This window comes from Enterococcus sp. S22(2020), from assembly GCF_020295385.1.
GTDB classification, from domain to species: domain Bacteria; phylum Bacillota; class Bacilli; order Lactobacillales; family Enterococcaceae; genus Enterococcus_L; species Enterococcus_L dunnyi.
Genome location: NZ_JACFUD010000009.1, coordinates 46,957 through 69,396, shown reverse-complemented (window position 1 = coordinate 69,396; position 22,440 = coordinate 46,957). Strand labels below are relative to the sequence as shown.

18 protein-coding genes are annotated in these 22,440 nt (G+C 36.8%); 7 read left to right on the top strand and 11 right to left on the bottom strand.

Going from position 1 to position 22,440, the window contains the following annotated elements:
* Positions 1 to 149: 149 nt before the first annotated feature.
* The gene (locus H3T55_RS15800) at positions 150 to 1,769 is read left to right on the top strand and encodes a TPM domain-containing protein (RefSeq protein WP_225535095.1); all 1,620 of its coding nucleotides are present in this window, start codon (positions 150 to 152) and stop codon (positions 1,767 to 1,769) included.
* A gap of 49 nt (positions 1,770 to 1,818) precedes the next feature.
* Here H3T55_RS15800 and H3T55_RS15795 read toward each other — a convergent pair whose 3' ends face one another.
* The 3 genes from H3T55_RS15795 to H3T55_RS15785 form a co-directional block, all read right to left on the bottom strand.
* On the bottom strand, positions 1,819 to 2,868 hold the full coding sequence (locus H3T55_RS15795) for a bifunctional transcriptional activator/DNA repair enzyme AdaA (protein ID WP_225535094.1): 1,050 nt from the start codon (positions 2,866 to 2,868) through the stop codon (positions 1,819 to 1,821).
* Between the two features lie 15 nt (positions 2,869 to 2,883).
* Positions 2,884 to 3,708: an isocitrate lyase/PEP mutase family protein gene (locus H3T55_RS15790; protein ID WP_225535093.1), complete on the bottom strand. Its 825-nt coding sequence runs from the start codon at positions 3,706 to 3,708 to the stop codon at positions 2,884 to 2,886.
* Positions 3,709 to 4,104: 396 nt separating this feature from the next.
* Positions 4,105 to 4,863, bottom strand: a complete 759-nt coding sequence (locus H3T55_RS15785) for a peptidoglycan amidohydrolase family protein (protein ID WP_225535092.1) — start codon at positions 4,861 to 4,863, stop codon at positions 4,105 to 4,107.
* Between the two features lie 708 nt (positions 4,864 to 5,571).
* Here H3T55_RS15785 and H3T55_RS15780 point away from each other — a divergent pair.
* Complete coding sequence (locus tag H3T55_RS15780) at positions 5,572 to 9,879, top strand: LPXTG cell wall anchor domain-containing protein (RefSeq protein ID WP_225535091.1); 4,308 nt, start codon at positions 5,572 to 5,574, stop codon at positions 9,877 to 9,879.
* A gap of 114 nt (positions 9,880 to 9,993) precedes the next feature.
* Here the strand turns inward: H3T55_RS15780 and H3T55_RS15775 are convergent, their stop codons facing one another.
* On the bottom strand, positions 9,994 to 10,137 hold the full coding sequence (locus H3T55_RS15775; RefSeq protein WP_318652977.1) for a S26 family signal peptidase: 144 nt from the start codon (positions 10,135 to 10,137) through the stop codon (positions 9,994 to 9,996).
* Positions 10,121 to 10,678: a YbhB/YbcL family Raf kinase inhibitor-like protein gene (locus H3T55_RS15770; RefSeq protein WP_225550245.1), complete on the bottom strand. Its 558-nt coding sequence runs from the start codon at positions 10,676 to 10,678 to the stop codon at positions 10,121 to 10,123. Before H3T55_RS15770 ends, H3T55_RS15775 begins: the two co-directional genes overlap by 17 nt.
* Before the next feature lie 153 nt (positions 10,679 to 10,831).
* On the opposite strand from H3T55_RS15770, the gene H3T55_RS15765 reads away from it, so the two are divergent.
* Both H3T55_RS15765 and H3T55_RS15760 read left to right on the top strand, forming a co-directional pair.
* On the top strand, positions 10,832 to 11,191 hold the full coding sequence (locus H3T55_RS15765; RefSeq protein ID WP_225535089.1) for a winged helix-turn-helix transcriptional regulator: 360 nt from the start codon (positions 10,832 to 10,834) through the stop codon (positions 11,189 to 11,191).
* A 207-nt stretch (positions 11,192 to 11,398) separates the two neighbouring features.
* Positions 11,399 to 11,854: a tyrosine-type recombinase/integrase gene (locus tag H3T55_RS15760; RefSeq protein ID WP_225535088.1), complete on the top strand. Its 456-nt coding sequence runs from the start codon at positions 11,399 to 11,401 to the stop codon at positions 11,852 to 11,854.
* A 62-nt stretch (positions 11,855 to 11,916) separates the two neighbouring features.
* Here the strand turns inward: H3T55_RS15760 and mnmG are convergent, their stop codons facing one another.
* Together mnmG and mnmE are read right to left on the bottom strand one after the other, a co-directional pair.
* Entirely contained in the window at positions 11,917 to 13,815 is a 1,899-nt protein-coding gene (gene mnmG, locus H3T55_RS15755) for a tRNA uridine-5-carboxymethylaminomethyl(34) synthesis enzyme MnmG (RefSeq protein WP_225535087.1), read from the bottom strand.
* Between the two features lie 13 nt (positions 13,816 to 13,828).
* Positions 13,829 to 15,226, bottom strand: coding sequence for a tRNA uridine-5-carboxymethylaminomethyl(34) synthesis GTPase MnmE (mnmE, locus tag H3T55_RS15750; RefSeq protein WP_225535086.1), 1,398 nt, complete (start codon positions 15,224 to 15,226; stop codon positions 13,829 to 13,831).
* Between the two features lie 259 nt (positions 15,227 to 15,485).
* Here mnmE and H3T55_RS15745 point away from each other — a divergent pair, with 259 nt between their 5' ends.
* Positions 15,486 to 15,827, top strand: a complete 342-nt coding sequence (locus tag H3T55_RS15745; protein WP_087641624.1) for a hypothetical protein — start codon at positions 15,486 to 15,488, stop codon at positions 15,825 to 15,827.
* Positions 15,828 to 16,050: 223 nt separating this feature from the next.
* On the opposite strand, the gene jag is transcribed toward H3T55_RS15745, so the two are convergent.
* The 4 genes from jag to rpmH all read right to left on the bottom strand — a co-directional run bounded on the left by jag (position 16,051) and on the right by rpmH (position 18,728).
* Positions 16,051 to 16,824, bottom strand: a complete 774-nt coding sequence (jag, locus tag H3T55_RS15740; RefSeq protein ID WP_225535085.1) for an RNA-binding cell elongation regulator Jag/EloR — start codon at positions 16,822 to 16,824, stop codon at positions 16,051 to 16,053.
* A gap of 15 nt (positions 16,825 to 16,839) precedes the next feature.
* Complete coding sequence (locus H3T55_RS15735; RefSeq protein ID WP_087641626.1) at positions 16,840 to 17,667, bottom strand: YidC/Oxa1 family membrane protein insertase; 828 nt, start codon at positions 17,665 to 17,667, stop codon at positions 16,840 to 16,842.
* Positions 17,668 to 17,682: 15 nt separating this feature from the next.
* Complete coding sequence (rnpA, locus tag H3T55_RS15730) at positions 17,683 to 18,021, bottom strand: ribonuclease P protein component (protein WP_087642049.1); 339 nt, start codon at positions 18,019 to 18,021, stop codon at positions 17,683 to 17,685.
* A gap of 572 nt (positions 18,022 to 18,593) precedes the next feature.
* Positions 18,594 to 18,728 (bottom strand): 50S ribosomal protein L34, encoded by a 135-nt coding sequence (rpmH, locus tag H3T55_RS15725; RefSeq protein ID WP_010762140.1) that lies wholly within the window; start codon positions 18,726 to 18,728, stop codon positions 18,594 to 18,596.
* Between the two features lie 609 nt (positions 18,729 to 19,337).
* Between rpmH and dnaA the strand changes: the two genes are divergently transcribed.
* A complete protein-coding gene (dnaA, locus tag H3T55_RS15720; RefSeq protein WP_087641627.1) occupies positions 19,338 to 20,681 on the top strand; it encodes a chromosomal replication initiator protein DnaA in 1,344 nt (447 codons plus the stop codon).
* 200 nt (positions 20,682 to 20,881) lie between these two features.
* Complete coding sequence (gene dnaN, locus H3T55_RS15715; protein WP_087641628.1) at positions 20,882 to 22,012, top strand: DNA polymerase III subunit beta; 1,131 nt, start codon at positions 20,882 to 20,884, stop codon at positions 22,010 to 22,012.
* Positions 22,013 to 22,440 lie beyond the last annotated feature (428 nt).

Sequence of the window (22,440 nt, the reverse complement as noted above, 5' to 3'; positions counted from 1 at the left end):
CCAATCAAAAGCTTAAAGAACTTGTGTAGACAAAATCATTTTTTTAATGTTTTGTCTCTTTTTTCATTTAATCCAAAAATTTCCGGATATTTTATGTTACTCTTTATGTAACGAACATTATTCTATCATCAAACACACGAGGAAATCCTATGAACAACACACACACAATCAGATCAAACGTTATCTTAAAAAGACTCCTGATTTTCACAGGTCTTGCTCTTTTCTTCTTCTGGCAGCCAGCTGTTTCTTCTGCGGAAAGCTTTTTTGTGGATGATCAGGCAAACCTATTGAGTCAGCAAACCAAAGAACAGATCATCCGAGCGAATGAGGAAACATTTAAGCAGCTGCCTGGCAGTCCGCAATTCGTTTTACAAACGATTCAAAAGCTGCCGCGAAATGAAACGATCGAATCTTATGCGAATAAAACATTTCAAAAATTAGGCATCGGTGACAAGGAGCTGGATAATGGCTTTTTATTTGTGATCGCTGTACAGGATCGGAAATACCGCTTGGAGGTCGGTTATGGCGTAGAAGATGTCATTACGGATAGTATGAAGCGTGCGATCGTCCCTGCCAGTGTAGAGCAATTATTTCGCGAGGAAGACTATAATCAAGGGCTAAGTATTATCAGCACGAACATCATCGGTACGATCAACAGTCGTTATGGCAATTATGATGCATCGAAAAAAGAAGTTGCAGAGCTTGATCAGACTAAAAATGATGATTCTTATACCTACCAAGCTATAGCGCCTAAAAAGAATTTTGTTTATTATTTTGAGATCGTTCTCGGTTTTATTATGGATCATTTCGTCTTTTTAGTGGTGCTCGCCATTGGAAGCATCATTGGCTTTGCTTTTTTACGAAGTGCTTTATATACGCGCCTAACCAAAAAAAGGCTGTTTGATCCGATCCGTCATACAAAAGTGAATCATATCGGCAAAGCGTCATTGATTGAAAAATCACTGCTGGCGTTAATAAAGGAAGAAGCTTCTTTTAACGCCCTATTATTTGCCTATTTCGGAAAATATAAACCCTTGCAGCGTTATTTAGTACGAATCTATTTTAAAAGTACCGTTATCGATTATGCAATAGAAATCGGCAACTATAAAACGCATCACTTAACGACAGCGAATCATCTGACCTATTATGAGTGCTGTTTAACGATCAGTGAGCCTTATTATGACGCGTTTTATCAAAACTTAGGTGATTTTCTTACCGATCCTCAAAAGCTGCCGCAAGCTCAGACAGCATTACTTGAGCAATTAAAACGATCAAATGAAGATTACTTGACTACGTTACAAAAAATCGTTCAAGCACGCATTGCTTTTAAGGAAACAAGAGCGATCGTTCAAACTTATGTACAACAGCGTATTTCAAAGACTGGCTATACGAAGCAAAAAGAACGGTTACTGATTTTATTGATTTCCTATCACTTATTGAAAGATCAAGATACTAGTGCAGAGAATTTCATGAAAAATGCAGATGGGTTTGAGAAGGAATTGCCTTCAGCTTTTAAAAAGGGGGAGCGTGATTTCAAAAAAATCGAATCGAGCTACTACCCTAAAGCCATAAAAGATTTAGATGCTTGTCTATTTTTAGGAAAATCTCCTGGATTAGGCTTCTCAAACTATCATACACTGCAAAGCTTTACCATTTCCAGCTATCGAAGCAGCAGTTCCGGAGGCTCTTCCGACAGTAGCAGCGGAGGTTCAGGTTCTTCTGGTGGTGGCGGTTCATCTGGCGGAGGAGGATTTTCCGGCGGTTGGTAATAAAAAAAGAGTACTGCTTCACTTTTTTTCAGTGAGCAATACTCTTTTTTTAGTCACTATATTCTTTTTCATGCTTTAACAACCATTTTTTTCGTTCGATCCCGCCGCCATAGCCGCCTAAGCTGCCATCTGTCTGGATCACTCGATGGCAAGGAATGATGATCGCCAGTTGATTCGCACCATTCGCATTTCCTACCGCACGCATGCCGTTTGGATTGCCGATGGCGTTAGCCAGCTCTTTATACGATGACGTTTTACCACGCTCGATTGCGGTCAAAGCTTGCCAAACACTCTTTTGAAAATCAGAACCTATGCATAAATACGGTGTCTTAAATTCATCCAGCTGCTTATCGAAATAGAGCGCTAATTCTTCCTTGATCTGCTCATTGATTTTCGTTTTTCCAGGAACGATCGATGCATTCATTCGATTCCGTAGCCGCTCAATTTCTCTTTCTAGACCGCGACGGTCAACAAATTCCAATAAATATAAATAGTCATCATCTGCAATGCTCATCATTGGTCCTAAAATCGTATCGATCCAATCTGCAGATAAGCTTTTGATTTCTTTTGATTTTTTGGGATTGCTGCCCATGATTTTTGAAAATGCATCATAAAAGCCACTCGGCGAATCATACCCCATATCTAGTTGTGTATCGATTGTTTTTTCCCCTTCTTTGATCGATTTCAATGCGATCCCCATCCTTCTTGAACGTGCATATTGAACAAACGTCATACCGTAAACCTTTTTAAATTGCCTTCTAGCCGTCATTGAATGAATCCCCAAATCGGCAAAGTCTTGATCTTTCCAGCGTTTTTCCGGATTTTCCTCGACCAGCTCGACCATTTTCTGCACTAACGGCGGAATCTCTCTTGGAAAGGACAGTGGTTTACAACGTTTGCACGGACGGAATCCCGAAAGCAATGCTTCTTCTGCCGTTTCATAGAAGGTACAGTTTTCATATTTCGGTTTTCTGGCTGGACAGGTCGCATGGCAAAAAATACCCGTCGTTTTGATCCCGACAAAGAAAATCCCATCGTATGTGGAGTCCTTCGCTAATAAGGCTTTATAGTAGCGTTTTTGTTCCTTTTCGCTGATCATTTTGGCGTCTCCTTTCTATCCTTGTCTAAACAACTCGATTTTTCCTTGTTCTTCATAAGGAATAAACTCTTTTAACAGTGATCTATAAAAATCAACTAAACTATCCTTTGATTGCTCATTATAAAGAAAATAAAGTGATGGACCATAACTGATTCTTGAAATGCCTAAATCAAGATAATCTTCTAACCTATCTGCTTGAATATCCAGCATTAAATTGATCGGTAGCCTTGTTTCTTGTACGATTCTTTTGATATGTTCTTTATTTTTTAAACCTGGTATAAAAATACCATCAATTCCAGTTTTTTCATAGCTGTTGATCCGTTCGATCGTTTGTTTCAGCAGCTGTTCATCCTGATTGTTTTGAATGATATCACCTACAAAATACATATCTGTTCGAACATTGATGAATAGATCTTTATTCATCTCAATAAGTTTGTTTTTGATCGGTAATAACCGATCTTTCTGGGTTTTTACAGAAAATAGAGACGTTGTATTTGCTATTTTATCTTCAATATTGATGCCGATTGCTCCACTTGCAACAACTTGCTCAATCGTAGAATTCAAATCAGTTGGACTAGTTCCATATCCAGATTCGATATCTACTGTAACAAAATTATTTTTTGTATCCATTTTGCTCACATAACTTAAAAGCTCAGTTAATGGAATATTTTCGCCATCTTGATAACCATAAAAATCCGATATTGCGTAGCTACCCGTCGGAAGCAACTTGATTCCTACCTCGCTTAATGCCTTTGCACTTTCTACATTCCAAATATTTAGCAAAATCAGTGGCTTATCATTCTTATGTGCATCTCGAAATTGTTCAACCTTTGTTTTCATGTGAGTAAATACCCCCTTCATCTTATAGGAATAGTTTACTGCTATTTTATGAAACGTTCTTTCGAAAAATGAACATCAATTTTTTTCTTTGGAGTATTTTTAAGTTAGCGTTATTGAGGAGTTTATCAGTGTTATCTATGAACAACAAAAAGAAACCCGCTCTTTGGGGGAGAGCGGGCAAAAGGAGTTAAAAAATGAAAAAGTGTTTTGTTAGGGTTGTTTGTTTGGTATGAATATATAATAACGCCAAATTGTGACGATTTTGTGTTCAAAAAATGGTTTATTTTTTACGATTATGAGGATAAAGTCTGAAATTCCTCAAAAATGCGGTGATTAGTTCGTTTTTATCCAGTTACCTGTTTAAAATATCACTTAGAGCAAAGGATGCCTTTCAACTTAATTGAAAAATCCTTTCCCCCATGTAGTATCGATTCGACCATCATCCGGACCGACAGCAACATACCGTCGATTGCCTCCACGATCTAAATAACTGATCCAGACATAGCCATTACTATGTGTATATCGATCATAGTGGATCGGTGATCCGGGTAAATAATAGGCAAGTGCTGGACTTACAACATCGTCAGGATCGGTGTCTTTACTCACCGCTAAGCGTCTGTCTGGATAAAAGGTACCGGACTTTACGAGTAATTTTCCCTCTCCTTGCTGCGGTGTTGGTTTTGGTGCTGGGACAGCTGGAATTGGCTGAGAACTGCCTCCTTGACTATACCGATAAATAGTCATTTCCGGGCAGCCATTCAGATACCAGATCGTATCATGATTATTTACTGTGATACCATTGTATCCATAATTGCAATGAATGATCGAATCCAAATCATCAATAAATATTCCAGTATGTCCAGCTACACCGCCAGAAGCACCTCGATTTCCCCAAATGAATATATCCCCTCGTTTCGCTGGGTAATTACCTGTACTATCCGCTTGTACCCTTGTCCAGTCTGCTTTTTCTAAATGAGAAAAAAGTGTATCTGTATTCCCCATTGTTCCACTAGCTAAAAATCCTCCAGCTATTAAAGAAAAATAGACTGCACTAGAACAATCATAACTATTTGGTCCTAACCTTGCTGTCATTGAATATGAAACTTTTCCTTGACGTTCAGACATCCATTGAATCATTTTTTCAAGCTTGGTCATTAGCTTCAACTCCTTTTCTATCCATTATCTTCATAATTCTTGACTTCTTACTTAGTTTACTCGTTTTACTCCCTCTTCGACTGTCTACTTTCTGTTAGCTTTCTCCCAGCTTGATTACATAATAGTAAAATCCTATTTTCCTGCTACTAAAATGTTTCACATGAAACAAAAAATTAGCATGCAAGCTGACATAGATCAAATGCTTTTAAAGTTCAACGCTTAGCCTATTTTTCACCGATCCCCTAGTCCATAAACTTCAATTCCCTACTTAAAGTTTGTCATTTATTGAATATTTTTTTTCCCAACATATTCTAAAAGTATTGATTTTTTAGCTACATTTACATGAAAAATAGATTTTATTTATAAATAATATTTTTATATCAACGTTATATTTTGATTAGTTTTAAATAAGTAGTTGGCTGTTCGGAAAACCAAAAAATTCCACTGATATAATGGCTTTATTTTTGAAAAAAAAACATCTACACTTTTTTTAAATTTCTAAATAATAAAACTAACTGTTATTAATAAAATGAATGTTCCTATTACCTCTCAAAAAATTATAAATTCAAAGAAAAACATGATAAATAACTTACTTAGCATTATTGTATAATTACATTTATGCAAATATAAATGGCTTAACGAGGGTATTGCTTTACTGCGTTATCATGCAGTGAAAAATGAAAAATAGTAAAAGGAAGGTAAGATTTAATGAATTATTCATGGAGAAAGGGAACCTTTAAGTTTTTATTGTATTCAAGTACATTACTTATCGGTGCATCAACACCTGTGCAAACACTGGCTACGACAATTGATCAGGTCAGCCAATCGACACAGTCAGCATTACAACGAGACTATATAACTACATTGCAGGACTATGAACAAGCAAAAACGGATTATCAAACCGTAAAAAACAATTATGACCTTGCGCTAAGCGAGTATAATGATACAAAGAAAGCCGCAGATGATGCATATACTGAAGCGACTGACCTAAAAACAGATCTGGACAATCTGAAAAAACCTTACGAAGATAAGTTGTTGGTATTCGAAGAAACAAAAAAAGCATATGAAGCAAATAGAGCCAATTATGAAGCAAATAAAACGGAATTTGAACAGCAAGCCGATAAATATGAAGGTATCAGACTTGCTTACGAAGATGAAAAAGCCACTTATGAGTCAACAAAAGAACAATTTACAACTATGCAGGATGACTATCTAGCTGCTTTGGCGAGCTATGAGGAATTAAATGCTGACGCTGAGGATAAAAGAGCGGCTTATGAATTAGTTCGTGAAGACTATGAAGCAAAACGACTAAATTATGAAAAAGCTGCACTCGCTTATGAAGAAATTCAAGTAGCATACAATGAAGCCAAAAAAGCTTATACATCTCAACTCGCAGATTATAATACACAAAAAGGCAATTATGAAACAGCATTGGATACATACACAACAGCAAAAAATGCTTATAATTTGAATGCTGCTGCTTTCAATACTGCTGCTAAATCTTATGACACATTGAAAGTTGAACTAGAAACAGCAAAAACAGCATACACTAGTGTAAAAGCTACCTATGATCAAGCTCTCAGTGATTACAATCTACTATTAAATAACTACAATACAGCAAAAGACAGTTATTTAACGGAAAAAGAAACGTATGAAACACGTTCAGCAGAACTTAACACAGCTATCACTAATTATGAAAGTAAGCTGGCGTCTTATGATGCGATCAAAGAGAACTATAATACGACAAAACAAGCCTATGAAGCTGCTTTGACAAATTATAATACGTTATCTGATCAATTAGCTGGTTTAGCAACTCAATATGAAACTGAAAGAAGCGCTTATGAAGCAGAGAAACTGATCTATGATCAAAAAACAGCTAATTATGAAGCGGAAAAAACAACCTATGATCAACAAAAATCCGCTTATGACAGACAGCTCGCAGATTATACAACTAGTCTACTTTCATATGAAGAAAAACGAACAGCTGCTGAAGCACTTATGACACAATATGAAGAAGGCTCTGTTGAATATGCTACTGCTCTTTCAACATTCAATGAAAATAATACGCTTTACAATGACGTAAACGCCAAATATCAAGCAGTTAAAGCTCAGTCAGATCAACTAACTACTCAATTTAATGAAACCCAAACTGCGTATGACAAAGTAGCTGCTGATTATCAGACCATTGCTACTTCTTATGACACAATCAAAAAACAATACGATGCACTTGTCGTACAACGTGATCAAGCAAAAACAGATTATCAAAAGCTGGAATCAGACTATAACACGATCAACGCAAGCTACACACAAGTCATGCAAGTTTATACTGAAACAGAAACAGACTATCAAAAAACTCTTTCAGACGCTCAAGCAGTCAATGACTTATATGCAAAAGCCAAAGCTTCTTATGATGCTGTTTTAGCTGACTTTACAAGTGGTTTGGATGCTTATACCAAAATCGAAACAGAATACAATACAGCGTTAATCTCTTATGATGAGACAAATCAAACATTTGAAAAAGCTCGTGCTGAGTATGATCGTTTACTATTGATACAACAAGACTTAAAAATTCAATTGACAGCATTAAAGGATGAGCTTTCACAAGTTGAAACAACCTTTACTGATTTAAGTAAGACATTAGCGACTACTCAAAACCAATTTACTGCTTTAGAAACACAATTTAGCGATACAAGAGCTATTTATTTAGATGTAAAAGATCAATTTGATACTGTGGATGGACAATATACATTAGCAAAAGAAAGCTACGATGCCGCACAAGCCGCAATCAGTAAAGCAGCACAGACTTATCAAGACCGTAAAGAGGAGTATGATGCTTTAGCGGCGTATTACGTTGGTGTTAAAGAACAATATGATAATACTTCAGCAAACTTTACTACAACATCAGCATTGTTTGAAACACTGAAGCAAAAGCAAGCAGCACATGAGACAGAACACCAAGCGACTGTAGACGAATTTGAGGCTATAGCAGCTACTTTTGAAACGTTGAAAACAGAATATGATGTCTTGGATACTAAATATATAGCTGCGAATACCGCATGGGAAAAAGCAGATGCAACATACAAGACTGCAGCAGGCAATTTAGACTCTCTTCAAGGGCAATATACAGAAACTCTGAATGCCTATAACCGACTAAAAGAGAAATATGATCTTGCCAAAGAAGACTTCAAAACAGCAGCCAAACCATATGAGGATGCATTAGAAGCCTATAAAAATGCAGTCACTGCTCAAACAACGATCAATGATGCGATCACTGAAATGAATAACGTTCTTGATACATTCCCAACAGATCAAATCACACAGGATAATCTAAGTGGTATACCAAATGCTCTAGCAACATGGCAAGCTAGATATGATGCGGCTAAAATAAAGTTATCTAACGCCTATACTGATGCGTGGCCAGTTATAGAAACATATCAAAACCTTAATAAAGAGTATAATAACAGCGGATTAATTGATCTATCTCAACAAATCAGTAATGTTTACGATCCTAGCAATTTTGGACAACTTTTCTCGGATTTCATTAATGATGCTCAAACTGTAATGGAAGAAAATGTGAAAAATGCAAAAACATATCAACAATACTTCATAGCTTATAAAGCATATCTAAATTCTTACGAGACTTATATGGAGAAATGGGCTGAAGGAAATGACGGAGACCCAGCTAATGATTTGATGTTACTTTGGCAACCAACAATCAATTCCTTACGCAAACAAGATCGAAACTACAACTTATTAGGCTATACCAATGAGCAGCTTCAATCAATGTTTACGGTGGAAGAATTTGAAGCCTTTATTCTTTCTTATGAAACAAAAGGAGCAGAAGCACTTAAAAACATTAACAACTATAACACTAATTATATTGTTAATGTCGATACTGAATGGACTGCTGCACAAAATCAATTGAAAGATGAAATAACTGAATTTACAAATGCAACTGGTATTAAAGTGAACAGTTTCTTTGATGATGGCATGCTTACATCTAATACAACAGAAATGTATAACCAACTAAGCATTGCGTACACTACCAATGTAAATTATCTGAAACAAACAATAGAGCGATACAAAAATTATTCAGGTACTGTCTCTGTGTATACTTGGATTACCGTTTATAATAATAATTATTTAGGATTCGATGGTAGTGTTGGAGGACAACCTACTCCTGACTTAATCGTTGTGCCACCAATTGAGCTTAAAACGATTAAAACGAAACTAAACTCCTTGAAACTATCCAAAGTTGTAGCACCTGATATTTCAGAACCTTCTGAGATGTTAGAAGCTCCTGTAGAACCAGCTACGCTAAATGTTCCATTAGAAATCGTACCAGCAGCTGAACCTGAAAATCTTTCGAAAGAACCGACACCAGTATCTACAAAAGAACTGATCGGAGTTACTGATGTTGAATTGGTTGAACTAACAACAAAAACTCCATCAGAACCACTACAACCAGTTGAAGATATTGATGGTGTTGAAACGATCACAGATATAGAGAAGGAAACGGAAGAAGCAACAGAAAGTACTTCTCCTGATGCTCCACTTGAAATAGATGACTTAGAGGATGTTACAGAGGTTGATCCTTTAGAAAAACCTAAAGAGATGGAAAAAGCGCCTGAAGTAACTGCTCCATCTGCGCCAAATTTAACAGCACCAGAAACTGTTGATGAAGCAACGAAACCAGTTGAAAAAGTCATTGATTTAACTGATCCAACTGATCCAAAAATGGCAGAAGCACCTATCGCAAGTGCCGTGCCAACAGCACCATTATCATTGGTAAAACCTACAGAAAAACCAAAGGATCCAGTGACTACTGCTGTGACAACAACAAGAGCTGTTGCTCGTACAGGAGCCACTACTTTGCCAAATACTCGCTCTCAAAGAAAACTACCAAATACGGGAACAGAGACTTCTACTTCTGCTCAAAGCATGGGTGTTTTCATGGCAGGAGCTGCCGGATCACTTTTATTTTGGAAGAGAAGAAAAGGCAAACACGAGAAATAAATCTCATGTAATTAAATTATAAGAAAACAAGCCCAGCAAGGAGTAGCACACTGGGCTTGTTTTTTTCAGCCAATAATATCTTTTATTTAAAAGAAAGTTATTTTAATTTATTCACTAAGGTTTGTGGCGTAGCAATACTCCTATTTCGACTTTTCCGATGATTTCCTTTTCATCTACCAACTGATAATAATGGCTGTCAGTCGCATACGTTCGATTATCTCCCAAAATCAGGTACTTCCCCTTAGTTTTTATACTCACCGCTCAGAGTGTATTCAGATAATATATGTCCATCCATTTCTTCATATAATTGATTCAGATAAAAACCATTCTTTAAAGTCAACAAGCTATCCAACGCATAGACATGCAAATCATATCGGTGAGGCTTATTAGGAGGAGCCATCCCACCATAAAAACTAGATAGTTTCTGATTTTGCTGTCCACCTTCTAAAGTCATCCAACTATTAATCCCTTGAATAAACTGACCTGACTCTTTCACACTTGCATTTTCTTTCAACGAAGTACTAGTAATGTTAGCCGCTACCCAATGGATCCATATAATTCCATTTGTTACTTCATATGCATCCATATCTTCCAATACCAAAGCGTAGGACTTGGTCTCCTCAGGTGCATCTTCTATCTTAAAAGGGATTGAATAGTTTGGAATACCATTTTCGTTGATTTGTGTCCCTTTAGCGCCAAATCTATCTTCCCAAATACCATCTTTCAATCCGATACTAGTAACAGTCATTTGTTTTTTTTCATAATGATTTGATATAGATCCCCCTATCAATAGAACCATAACTACCAAGCATGTAACAACTAATATCCAACTCTTTTTCTTTTTCATTGATTTGACCTTCTTTCAAATATTCTGTATCCTGATTATCTTATGAGTTTCTATAATTGTATAGTACCCACTTTTTCGTGGTTACTTAAAAAGGAGGATATTTTAATGAAAGTAAGAGAAAATTTCACGTGCCCTTTAGAAATAACACACGATATGATTAAAGGAAAGTGGAAACCAATTATATTATGGCTACTGCGCAAAAAGCCTCTTTCCTTATCTGATTTGGAAAAGACTATTGAGGGTATTTCACAAAAAATGTTGTTAGAACATCTTCATGAACTAATACAGTTTGAATTTATTGAAAAAAGATCTTTCAGTGGTTATCCTTTAAAGGTCGAATATTCTTTAAAATCACCAAGTGGTCCTAAAATTGTCGAAGCTTTATCTATTTTGCAAAGTATTGGTATTGATTATATGATTAAAAATGGTGATAAACAGCTACTGATTGAAAAAGAAATAATCTAACTTAAGTATTTTTTTATTTAAAATAATTATGTATGCTGATTTTTGAATGTGATCTTTGAAAATCAGCATACATATCTAGTAATACAAGGTATTTTACAGATTAAAACCTTCTAAAATAATTTAATACCCTTTAAAACCAATGTATTTCTACTGATATTGATTCCTTCTAGACTATGAGATTTTCCATCTTCACAACTGAAATTTTCATTGAATCTTCTTAGTATCCCTGAACAAGTCCCGAAAAAAGAATCCTTTAACAGAATTGTCAAACTCGACAACCAAACATGCCAAATACTCAAAGAATGGAAAAACCACATCATCCAACAAAAACTTTCTCTAGGTATAAGAGACAAGCATTTCGAGAACAACGTGGTCTTTAGTAATTCTGTTTTATATCGTGATCGGCAATATCTTTACAAGTCATATCCTAATCATGTCATGGATAAAGTTAAGCGACATTTTCCCGAAATGAAAATGATCCGTGTACATAATTTTAGAAAGACTAATGCATCTTTACTATTTGAAAGTGGTGCCAGTATTAAAGACGTATCACAGCGATTAGGTCACAAATCAACAAAAATCACGACAGATATTTACATCAAAGTAACACAAACTAAGCAAAACGAAACAGCCGAAAAATTTTCTCAATACATGGCGTTTTAAACCCTATTCAAATAAACGTTGGTGTGTATTGAACAAGCTATAAACATTGATATATAAGCATTCTAAGGCTTAACCTTTGCTATCTTGCCCTGTTCGATATACACCATCAATATCGAAATATCAGCTGGGTTTACCCCGCTGATTCTGCTCGCTTGAGCTATCGTTTCTGGTTGGATTTTTTGCAGTTTTTGTTTGGCTTCTGTTGCTAAGCCGTTGATTGCTTCGTAGTCGATATTTTCTGGGATACGTTTTGCTTCCATCCGTTTTAGTTTATCGACTTTTTCTAATGCTTTTTTGATATAGCCTTCGTATTTTAGTTGGATCTCCACTTGTTCAATCACTTTTTCGTCTAGTTTTTCTTCAGCTGCCGGAATAAATTGCGTCACTTCATAATAGCTCATTTCCGGGCGTTTTAAGAAGTCGCTCGCTAGAACACCATCTTTCAGTGGGACTGAGCCTTTCGCTTCTAAAAACGCTTGTACGTCGGCTGTAGGCTTCACTCTGACAGAACTTAGACGAGCAATTTCTGCTTCCACTGCTTTTTTCTTTTCTAAATAAGCTGTATACTGCTCTTCTTTCACTAACCCGATCGCATGGCCTTGTTCTGTTAAACGCAAATCAGCATTATCATGACGTAAAATCAATCGATATTCCGCTCTAGAAGTCAATAATCGGTAAGGTTCATTGGTGCCTTTAGTTACCAGATCATCGATCATTACACCAATATAACCATCGCTGCGCTTCATGACAAACGGTTCTTTTTCTTGCACTTTTAAAGCAGCATTGATACCGGCGATCAAGCCTTGCCCAGCGGCTTCTTCATAGCCGCTAGTTCCATTGGTTTGTCCTGCTGTAAAGAGATTTTCGATGATTTTTGTTTCTAGTGTTGGACGTAATTGATGGGGTACGACTACATCATATTCGATTGCATAACCCGTTCGCATCATCTCTGCTTTTTCTAAACCAGCAACCGAATGCAGCATTTCTGTTTGAACATCTTCCGGTAAAGAAGTCGATAGACCTTGAACGTAAACTTCTTCTGTATTCAAGCCCTCTGGCTCCAAGAATAGTTGGTGACGGGATTTGTCTGCAAAACGAACGATTTTATCTTCGATCGACGGACAGTAACGAGCTCCTACTCCCTCTACGATCCCTGTAAACATCGGTGCCCGATGCAAGTTCGCCTGAATGATTTCATGCGTTCCTTCATTTGTATACGTCAGCCAGCATGAACGTTGCTCTAGGTTATAAGCACTGTCAGGGGTACTAAAGCTAAAATGATTCGGCTTTTCATCGCCAGGCTGTTCTTCTGTGACCGAATAATCGATCGTACTTGCTTTGACACGCGGTGGTGTTCCAGTTTTGAAACGATCCATTTCTAATCCTAATTCTTTTAAATGATCCGCTAAGCCAATTGACGGCAGTGAATTATTGGGGCCAGAAGAATACTTCAGTTCGCCGATAATGATTTCACCGCGCAACGCAGTTCCGGCAGTGATGATCACAGCTTTACTATGATATTCTGCACCCGTTGTTGTCACAACGCCTTGACAGATACCATCTTCCACGATCAACTTTTCCACGATGCCTTGACGTAAGGCAAGGTTCTCTGTGTTTTCGATCGTATGCTTCATTTCTGTCGCGTAAGCATGTTTGTCCGCTTGGGCGCGCAAGGCGCGAACGGCCGGTCCTTTTCCTGTGTTCAGCATCCGCATTTGGATGTATGTTTTGTCTATATTACGGCCCATTTCGCCGCCTAGAGCATCGATTTCTCTAACTACCACCCCTTTGGCTGGTCCGCCGACTGATGGATTACACGGCATGAATGCCACCATATCTAAATTGATCGTTAGAAGCAAGGTTTTACTCCCCATCCGTGCAGATGCTAAAGCGGCTTCTGAACCGGCATGCCCTGCGCCAACAACGATTACATCATAAGATTCTGCTTTAAATTGATTCATCGACTCTTCCTCTCTATTTTCCTAAACAAAATTGACTGAATAATTGGGTGATCAGTTCATCTTGAACACTGTCACCGACGATTTCACCTAAAAAGTCCCAGCAGCGGGTCATGTCCATTTGCACAAGGTCGACCGGCATCCCCGCTTCGATCCCGCGGATCACTTCGTCCAATGCAATTGCTGCTTGATCAAGCAACGCGATATGACGGGTATTGGAAACGTACGTAGCGTCCTTTTCTGCTGTTTGTCCGCCAAAAAATAAATCTGCGATTTTCAGCTCTAAGGCATCCATCCCAGTATTTGATAAGACAGACACTGGCAAGATTTCTTCATCGTTCACTAGCTGCGCTAAAGCTTCTTTGTCTAATACAGCTGGTAGATCCATTTTGTTTAATAAGATGATTCGTTTTAATCCTTCTGTTGCTTCGAGTAATTGTTTGTCTTCTTCTGTCAATGCTTCACTTTGATTCAACACAAGTAAAATCAAATCAGATTCAGCCAATGCTTTACGACTGCGTTCTACCCCGATCCGCTCCACAATATCTTCTGTTTCACGAATACCAGCCGTATCGATCAGCTTCAACGGTACGCCACGAACATTTACATACTCTTCGATCACATCACGTGTGGTTCCAGCGATATCAGTTACGATCGCTTTTTCTTCCCGTAATAAGTGATTCAGCAAGCTTGATTTACCAACATTTGGTCGACCAATAATGGCTGTGCTCAGGCCTTCGCGTAAGATTTTCCCTTGTTTAGCTGTCGTTAACAGTGCTTCTATCTGACCTTTGACAAAACCAGCTTTTTCTAATAATAATTTTGTAGTCAACTCTTCCACATCATCATATTCCGGATAGTCAATGTTTACTTCCACTTGAGCTAATGTTTCTAAAATTTCCTGACGTAAGGAACGGATCAACGACGATAAATTCCCATCCAGCTGATCCAAAGCAACATGCATTGCTTTATCTGTTTTCGCCCGGATCAAATCCATGACTGCTTCTGCCTGTGATAAGTCCATCCGACCATTTAAAAATGCTCGTTTAGTAAATTCACCAGGCTCAGCTAAACGCGCACCTTCTCTCAATAATAATTGAAGCAACTGATTGACTACGACGATACCGCCATGACAGTTGATCTCAACTACATCTTCCCGCGTGAAGGTTTTTGGCGCCCGCATCACAGAAACCATGACTTCATCCAATAAATGTTGATCTTTAGGATCGATGATATGACCATAATGAATCGTATGCGTTGGTACATCTAATAGCTGTTTCTTTCCTGAGCGATAAACTTTATCTGCGATCATGATCGCATCTTCACCACTTAAACGAACAATACTGATCGCTCCTTCACCTGGAGGCGTTGAAATCGCAGCGATCGTATCAAATTCTAGTGTTATTTGTTGCATGATTGTCTTCCTTTCTAAAAAATAAATCATTTTATGTATATTTCTATTTTAGACTACAAAAAAAGCGCCCACTCCACCCTTATTTTTTCAGGTTGGATCTAGCACTTTCACTGCATCAATACCTATTCATTTCTTGACATAGGATAGCATAATTTTATTTTTTTCGCAAGATTATTTCTTTATGAAAAGTTGCTTTTAATTTTGCATTTCTGCTTCTTTATTATTAAAATAAATATATAGAAGAATGGAGGTTCCAATCATGAGAAAAGGAAGAAAAGATGAGTTTACCGTAGAAGAGTTAGAAAACCGTTTAAGTAGTATTACATTATCTACTGGAAACGTCAATAAAAAATATATTGTTCGAGATATCGTTTTTGCGACAGATCGAATCGAAACGGATTTATTTTCATCAGAAGTAAACGCAAATGAAGTATTCAGCGGCGTTTATCGGCAATTAAAGGAAATCGCATTCGAGTATCAGGCAGATGCCGTTATCAACTGTCATTTTGAAGAAAAATATGTTGAATATCAAGGAAAATGGGTCGTAGAGATTTTTGCCTATGGAACAGTGATCCAATTCACACAAACAACGATCGGTTGATTTTTTCACAAATAAAAAAACCTGATCCAAAAAGAATCAGGCTGGAAGAAGCACGAATGCTTCAACTACTTTATCATCGTATTTTGTACGTTGATAAGAATGATTTCGTTTAAAATATACTTTGTTTGATAATATTTGTCAATGTATTTTTTTGATAAAAATAGCATTTAAAACAATAAATGACCCTTTAAAAAAACTTTTTTTAAAGGGTCATTTGCTCTTCTTAAAAGTGTTTTTTTGCAGGTTCCACAACTAAGTAACGATAAGGTTCATCGCCTTCTGAATGGGTTTGGATCTGATCATCTTTGCTTAGTGTGAAATGAATTTGTTTTCGTTCAAACGCAGGCATTGGCTCTAAAAAGACTGGTCGGCCTGTTTGTTTGACTTTTTCAGCAGTTCTTTCTGCTAGTCGTTGTAAAATCGCTTGGCGTTTTTCACGATAATCGCCAACATTCACAACAACGGATAATTTATTTGCAGCAACACGATGAACAAAAACTTGTGCTAAATACTGTAATGCATTAAGAACACGCCCATGCTTACCGATCAAGATTCCTTGTTTTTCTGTATCCAAATGGAAGACCAAGATCCCTTCATTACGTTCTAAACGAACTAATGCTGGAGCATTCAATTCTTTTGAAATATTCGTTAAGTACAAGGCCAATTCAGTAATTGCTTCCTCATCTTCGAGGTTTTCCAAAAGTTTCGGTTCAGAAGAATCAGAAGCTTTAGCCGCTAGCAACTCTTCAGCTGCTTCCTCCACTTTTACCTCTTCATCTGTTACAATTATCTCTTCGACAACTTCTTCTACTGCTTCTGCGATTTGTTCACTGACAGTAGGTTCGATCGAAACTTGGGCAAGCTTTTTACCAAAGCCTAAAAATCCTTTTTTGGCATCAGAGATCACGTTGATCTCTACGTCTTCTCTTGTCAAATTCAGTGCGTGTAAGCCCTTAGTTGTTGCTTCTTCGATTGTGTTTCCCTCATAAACCGGCACCTGGAAACCCTCCTTTTATTTCTTCTTATTTTTTTTCTTAGGATTCATTGCTTTTTTCAATGCTCTTTCACGTTCTTTGACTTGTCGCTCAGCCTCCGCACGTTCTCTACGGATCTTGAATGGATTATTGATCAATAATGTTTGCCCTACTTGGAACGCGTTAGAGATCACCCAGTAAAGAGATAATCCGCTGGCTAAATTCATCCCCATAACAAAAATCATTACTGGCATCGCAAAGCTCATGATTTTTAATGAGGCATTTGATTCAACTTGACTCATACTTGTCAAATATGTGCTGGCAAATGTGAAGACCGCAGCTAGAATCGGTAAAATCAAATACGGGTCAGGTTTACCCAAATTCAACCACATGAAGCTTCCTTGCTTCAACTCTGGTACTCGAGAAATCGATTGATATAGCGCCATCATGATCGGCATTTGAATCAATAGAGGTAAACAGCCAGCGTATGGATTGACATTATTTTCTGCATATAATTTTTGTTGTTCTTCACGGAATAGACGTTGTGTTTCCGGATCTTTTGAAGAATATTGTTTTTGTAGCGCTTTTAGTTTCGGTTGTAATTCTTGCGTCTTACGCATGCTTTTTGTTTGGAAATGCATCAATGGCAATAGGATGATCCGAATCACTAAGGTAAATAGGATGATCCCGATACCTGTATTTGCTGAAATGGATAAAAACTTGATCGCTTCAGCAAAATAATAGACAATATAGCGGTCCCAAATCCCGGTACTATCAGCATTAATTGGCGCTGTGCCGCAGGCAGATAAGACAAAAATCAGGGAAATTAGACCTGCCATCAATAATAAACGTTTATACTTCTTCACAAAACTGTTCCTCTCTTATTTCAAAATTTTTGCAAGTTTCAATACATGCGTGATGTTGCGATGGATTTCTTCAGAAGTCAATGCATCCACTCCAGGGCGGGCAATGATGATAAAATCACAAGTTGGCTCGATCGACTCTTTTAATTGGTAGATCGACGTGCGGATTTTACGCTTGACTGCATTTCGAACAACTGCGTTGCCGATTTTTTTTCCGACAGAAATTCCCACACGAAAATGCTTTTGTTCTGGTTTTTCCAAAACATAGACAACAAACCTTCGATTGGCACAGGATTGTTTGTGCTGAAAGACGGCTTGAAATTCTTTTTCTTTTTTTACTCTATAGGATTTTTTCATCTGCATCCCTTTGTTTCTTTCTTTTTTACTCACATACAATAATAGCATAGTTCCGTCATTTTTTTTCAAATTTAAAGGAAAATATCCAGAGATTTTGAATGTCATGACTCTAATTCAATATATTATCATTTATTCGCTTTTTTTTCACTTGATTTCTTGTAAATATCGGGGGAAAATAAACAGTATTTTGTTGATTTATGTTTGTCTTGCTTTTTGATGTCCATATCTGATGATTATAATCGACAACATTATTTTTAAATGTCATTTTTTGGTTTCTTTCATTAATTATGACCTTTCAAAGAGTAGGAAGCTAAATTCAGGGGAAGAAATGATAAAAAGCTATTTAGGATACTTCGCTTCCTTAAATTGCTAAATATTGTTTATTACCGACTCAAGCAAAGCCATTCTCAGTCCTTCGATTCTTGGCGCTTTAGCTCTTAGAAATTGATGCGATCGAAACTACGTGGAGTGATGAACAACAAAAGAACCCTTTATTATTTTCACATATACTTTGTGAAGATAATAAAGGGTTCTTAAAGTTCGTTTGGTTTGTTATTCAAAATCAACATATATTATGCTGAAATAACTTTTCTACCTTTACGACGTCTGCTCGCTAATACATTGCGACCATTTTTTGTGCTCATACGTTTACGGAAACCGTGAACTTTTTGACGTTTACGTTTGTTTGGTTGATATGTTCTTTTCATCTTGTTCCACCTCCTGAAATTGTAACTATCCATCAATACATAGACATACTTTGATAGTATACCTAGTATTAGGTAGATTTGTCAATAAATTTTCAGGAATATTTTTCTTATGAACGACAATAAGTTATCCACAAAATGCTGATTCTTCCGAATAGATTGTGGATAGTTTTTTTCTAACGCTTGATTTATTTTTCGTTTATACGCCACTTTTACACAAAAAAACAGGATGTTTAAAAGTTATACACATTTCATTTTCCATCTGTGCATAACTTCTCTAAAACGCTGATATTTCCACGTTTGTTTTACAGAATGTATTGTGGATAAATAAAATAACAAGTAGAAATCCACAGTCTATTTTCTATCTGTGGATAATTTTTTAGACATCTGTTGATTTATTTTCCACAATTCACAATTTGCCTGTGGAAAAAGTTCGAAAAAAATGATAAAATTCTATTTGCTTATCTATTTGTATTTGTGCTGCTCTTTTATATAGAAAATAAGATATCAACTTATTTCACTTGATCAGCTCATCTTTGAAAAAGGATAGAGTAGGCTGACTAGTCTATTTTCAGTCACGGCTGAACATTTTTAATTTAAGGAGGTCGCTATATGCCCGATATGGAAAGTTTCTGGAAAGATCTTGAGAATACTTACCAATCTGTTTTATCTGCCCCAAGCTTTGATGCTTGGATCAAAACAGCTCAACCATTAAAGCTGGAAAACAATCAATTATGGTTGGAAGTTCCTTCTGCCGTTCATAGAGACTATTGGGAAAAAAACTTAGCTGCAAAAATCGTTGAAACTGGTTTTAAATTGACTGGCGCTGAAGTAATGCCTCATTTTGTTGTGACCGATGAAAAAGAAGCCATAATGATCCAAGAAGAAAAAAAGGAAGCTCCAGCTCCTGAAAAGATTTCTGAGCATAGCAAAAAAGCCTTGTTGAACCCTAAATATTCCTTTGACACATTTGTTATCGGAAAGGGCAATCAAATGGCTCACGCAGCTGCTTTAGTTGTTGCAGAAGATCCCGGTTCCATCTACAATCCACTGTTTTTCTACGGCGGTGTTGGTTTAGGTAAAACTCACTTGATGCATGCGATCGGTCATCAAATGCTGCAAAATCGACCAGATGCTAAAGTAAAGTATGTCAGCAGTGAAACATTTACGAATGAGTTTATCAACTCGATCCAGACGAAAAATTCAGAGCAATTTAGAAAAGAATACCGGAATGTTGATTTGTTGCTTGTCGATGATATTCAATTTTTAGCAGAGAAGGAAGCGACTCTGGAAGAATTTTTCCATACCTTCAATGATCTCTATAATGAGAATAAACAAATCGTTCTAACAAGTGACCGACCACCAAATGATATTCCTAAACTGCCGGAACGGTTAGTTTCCCGCTTTGCCTGGGGCTTATCTGTCGATATCACGCCACCTGATTTGGAAACCCGAATTGCGATCCTCAGAAAAAAAGCAGATGCAGAACGCTTAGAGATCCCAGATGACACGCTAAGTTACATTGCTGGTCAAATCGATTCCAATATTCGTGAACTTGAAGGAGCTTTGGTGCGTGTACAGGCTTATGCTACCATCAATGGAGAAGATATTTCTACAAGCTTAGCTGCTGATGCACTGAAGTCACTAAAATCGGTCGGTAGTCAAAATCATTTGTCCATTCTCCAAATTCAGGAAGAGGTTGCAAAATATTACCACATTCAGCTGAAGGACTTAAAAGGGAAAAAACGAGTGAAATCGATCGTTGTCCCTAGACAAATCTCGATGTACCTCTCTAGAGAAATGACGGACAACTCTTTACCTAAAATCGGTGCTGAGTTCGGTGGAAAAGACCATACGACTGTGATCCATGCGCATGAAAAAATCCAACAATTATTGGAAAAAGACCCCACCATTCAAAAAGAAGTCGCTGAAATCAAAAACCTGCTCAATTCATAGGTTGTGGATAAAAATAAGAAAACAGAAAAAGTTTTCCACAAGTTATACACAGGTGGAAAACTCTGATTCTATTCTGTTTATCTAGTTTTCCACAGAATTAACAAGACCTACTACTTTTATTATGTATTTATATATAAATACAAAGATTCCGCGATAGAGTTTTTCTATTTTAAAATCAAAGAAAAAGGAGTTTAATCATTATGAAAGTAACTGTAAAGAGAAATACATTTTTACAAGAACTACAAACCGTTCAAAGAGCCATTTCTTCTAAAACAACGATCCCTATTTTAACTGGGGTAAAAATCGTATTGACAGATGAAGGTCTATCATTGACTGGTAGTAATGCAGATATTTCTATTGAAAGCTTTTTAAGCCAAGACGACGAAAAAGCTCAAATGACGATAGAGTCTACAGGAAGCATTGTGCTGCAAGCTCGTTTCTTTGGTGAGATCATCCGTAAATTACCTGAGGACATGTTTACACTTGAAGTATTAGAAAACAACCAAGTAGCGATCACTTCTGGTAAAGCTGACTTTACTGTCAATGGTTTGGATGCTGAAAATTATCCACACCTTCCAGTGATCGATGCAAAAAATCAAATTCAATTACCTGTCCACCTGTTGACAAAAATCATCAATGAAACAGGTTTTGCGGTATCACTACATGAAAGCCGTCCAATTTTGACAGGCGTTCATTTTATTTTAGAAAATCAAAAATTATTAGCTGTTGCGACAGATTCTCACCGTTTAAGTCAACGTGTGATTCCGATCGAACAAGCGGCAGAAGATTTCAATATCGTTATTCCAGGAAAAAGCTTAACTGAACTTTCTCGTTCATTTACAAATGAAGAAGAAATGGTAGAAATCAGCATCATGGAAAATCAAGTGCTGTTCAAAACACAAAATATGTATTTCTATTCTCGTTTATTGGAAGGAAATTATCCTGATACCAATCGTTTGATTCCAACAAGTTTCAATACAGAAATCGATTTTTATGTACCGGAATTATTGTCAGCGATCGATCGTGCCTCTTTACTTTCACATGAAGGTCGTAACAATATCGTTCGTTTAGCCATTGCTTCAGATTCTGTTGTTCTTTACGGAAATTCTCCAGAAATCGGTAAAGTAGAAGAGCCGTTGAGTTATGAAAAAGTGTCAGGAGATCCTTTAGAAATTTCATTCAACCCAGATTATATGAAAGATGCACTACGTGCATTTGGAGATATGAGCATTACTGTGAAATTTATCTCAGCGATTCGTCCATTTACATTGGAACCAACAGAAACTGATTTAGATTTTATTCAGTTGATTACACCTGTTCGTACGAATTAAGAACTAGATATAAATATGAAAGAGCTGCTACATGCATTAAACACATGTAGCAGCTTTTTTATAGTCTTTAAAAGTCTGACTTGGTGTAAGACATCCAGAAAAAAACATAGATGCCTCATTGTTTATATATCCATTGCAGCCAATGATCGACACTCTATAGTTCATATATAAGGACCATAAAACCCACGAAATGAAATTGTCATCTTATTCATTGCGTGGATTTTTTGATTCGATTGATTTTCGCTCATTCTTTTCATAAAAATGTAAAATCGGTTGTAAAACTTTCAGCCCTTTCAACTTTAAATACCTTCTTAAAATGCATTTTAAGAGTTTTTTATTCCTTGGAATATTTTTTATCGATTATATTCAAAATTGCTTAGAATGAAAATTAGACGGATAAATTTGTTTTATCACTAAAAAAAGAGTAT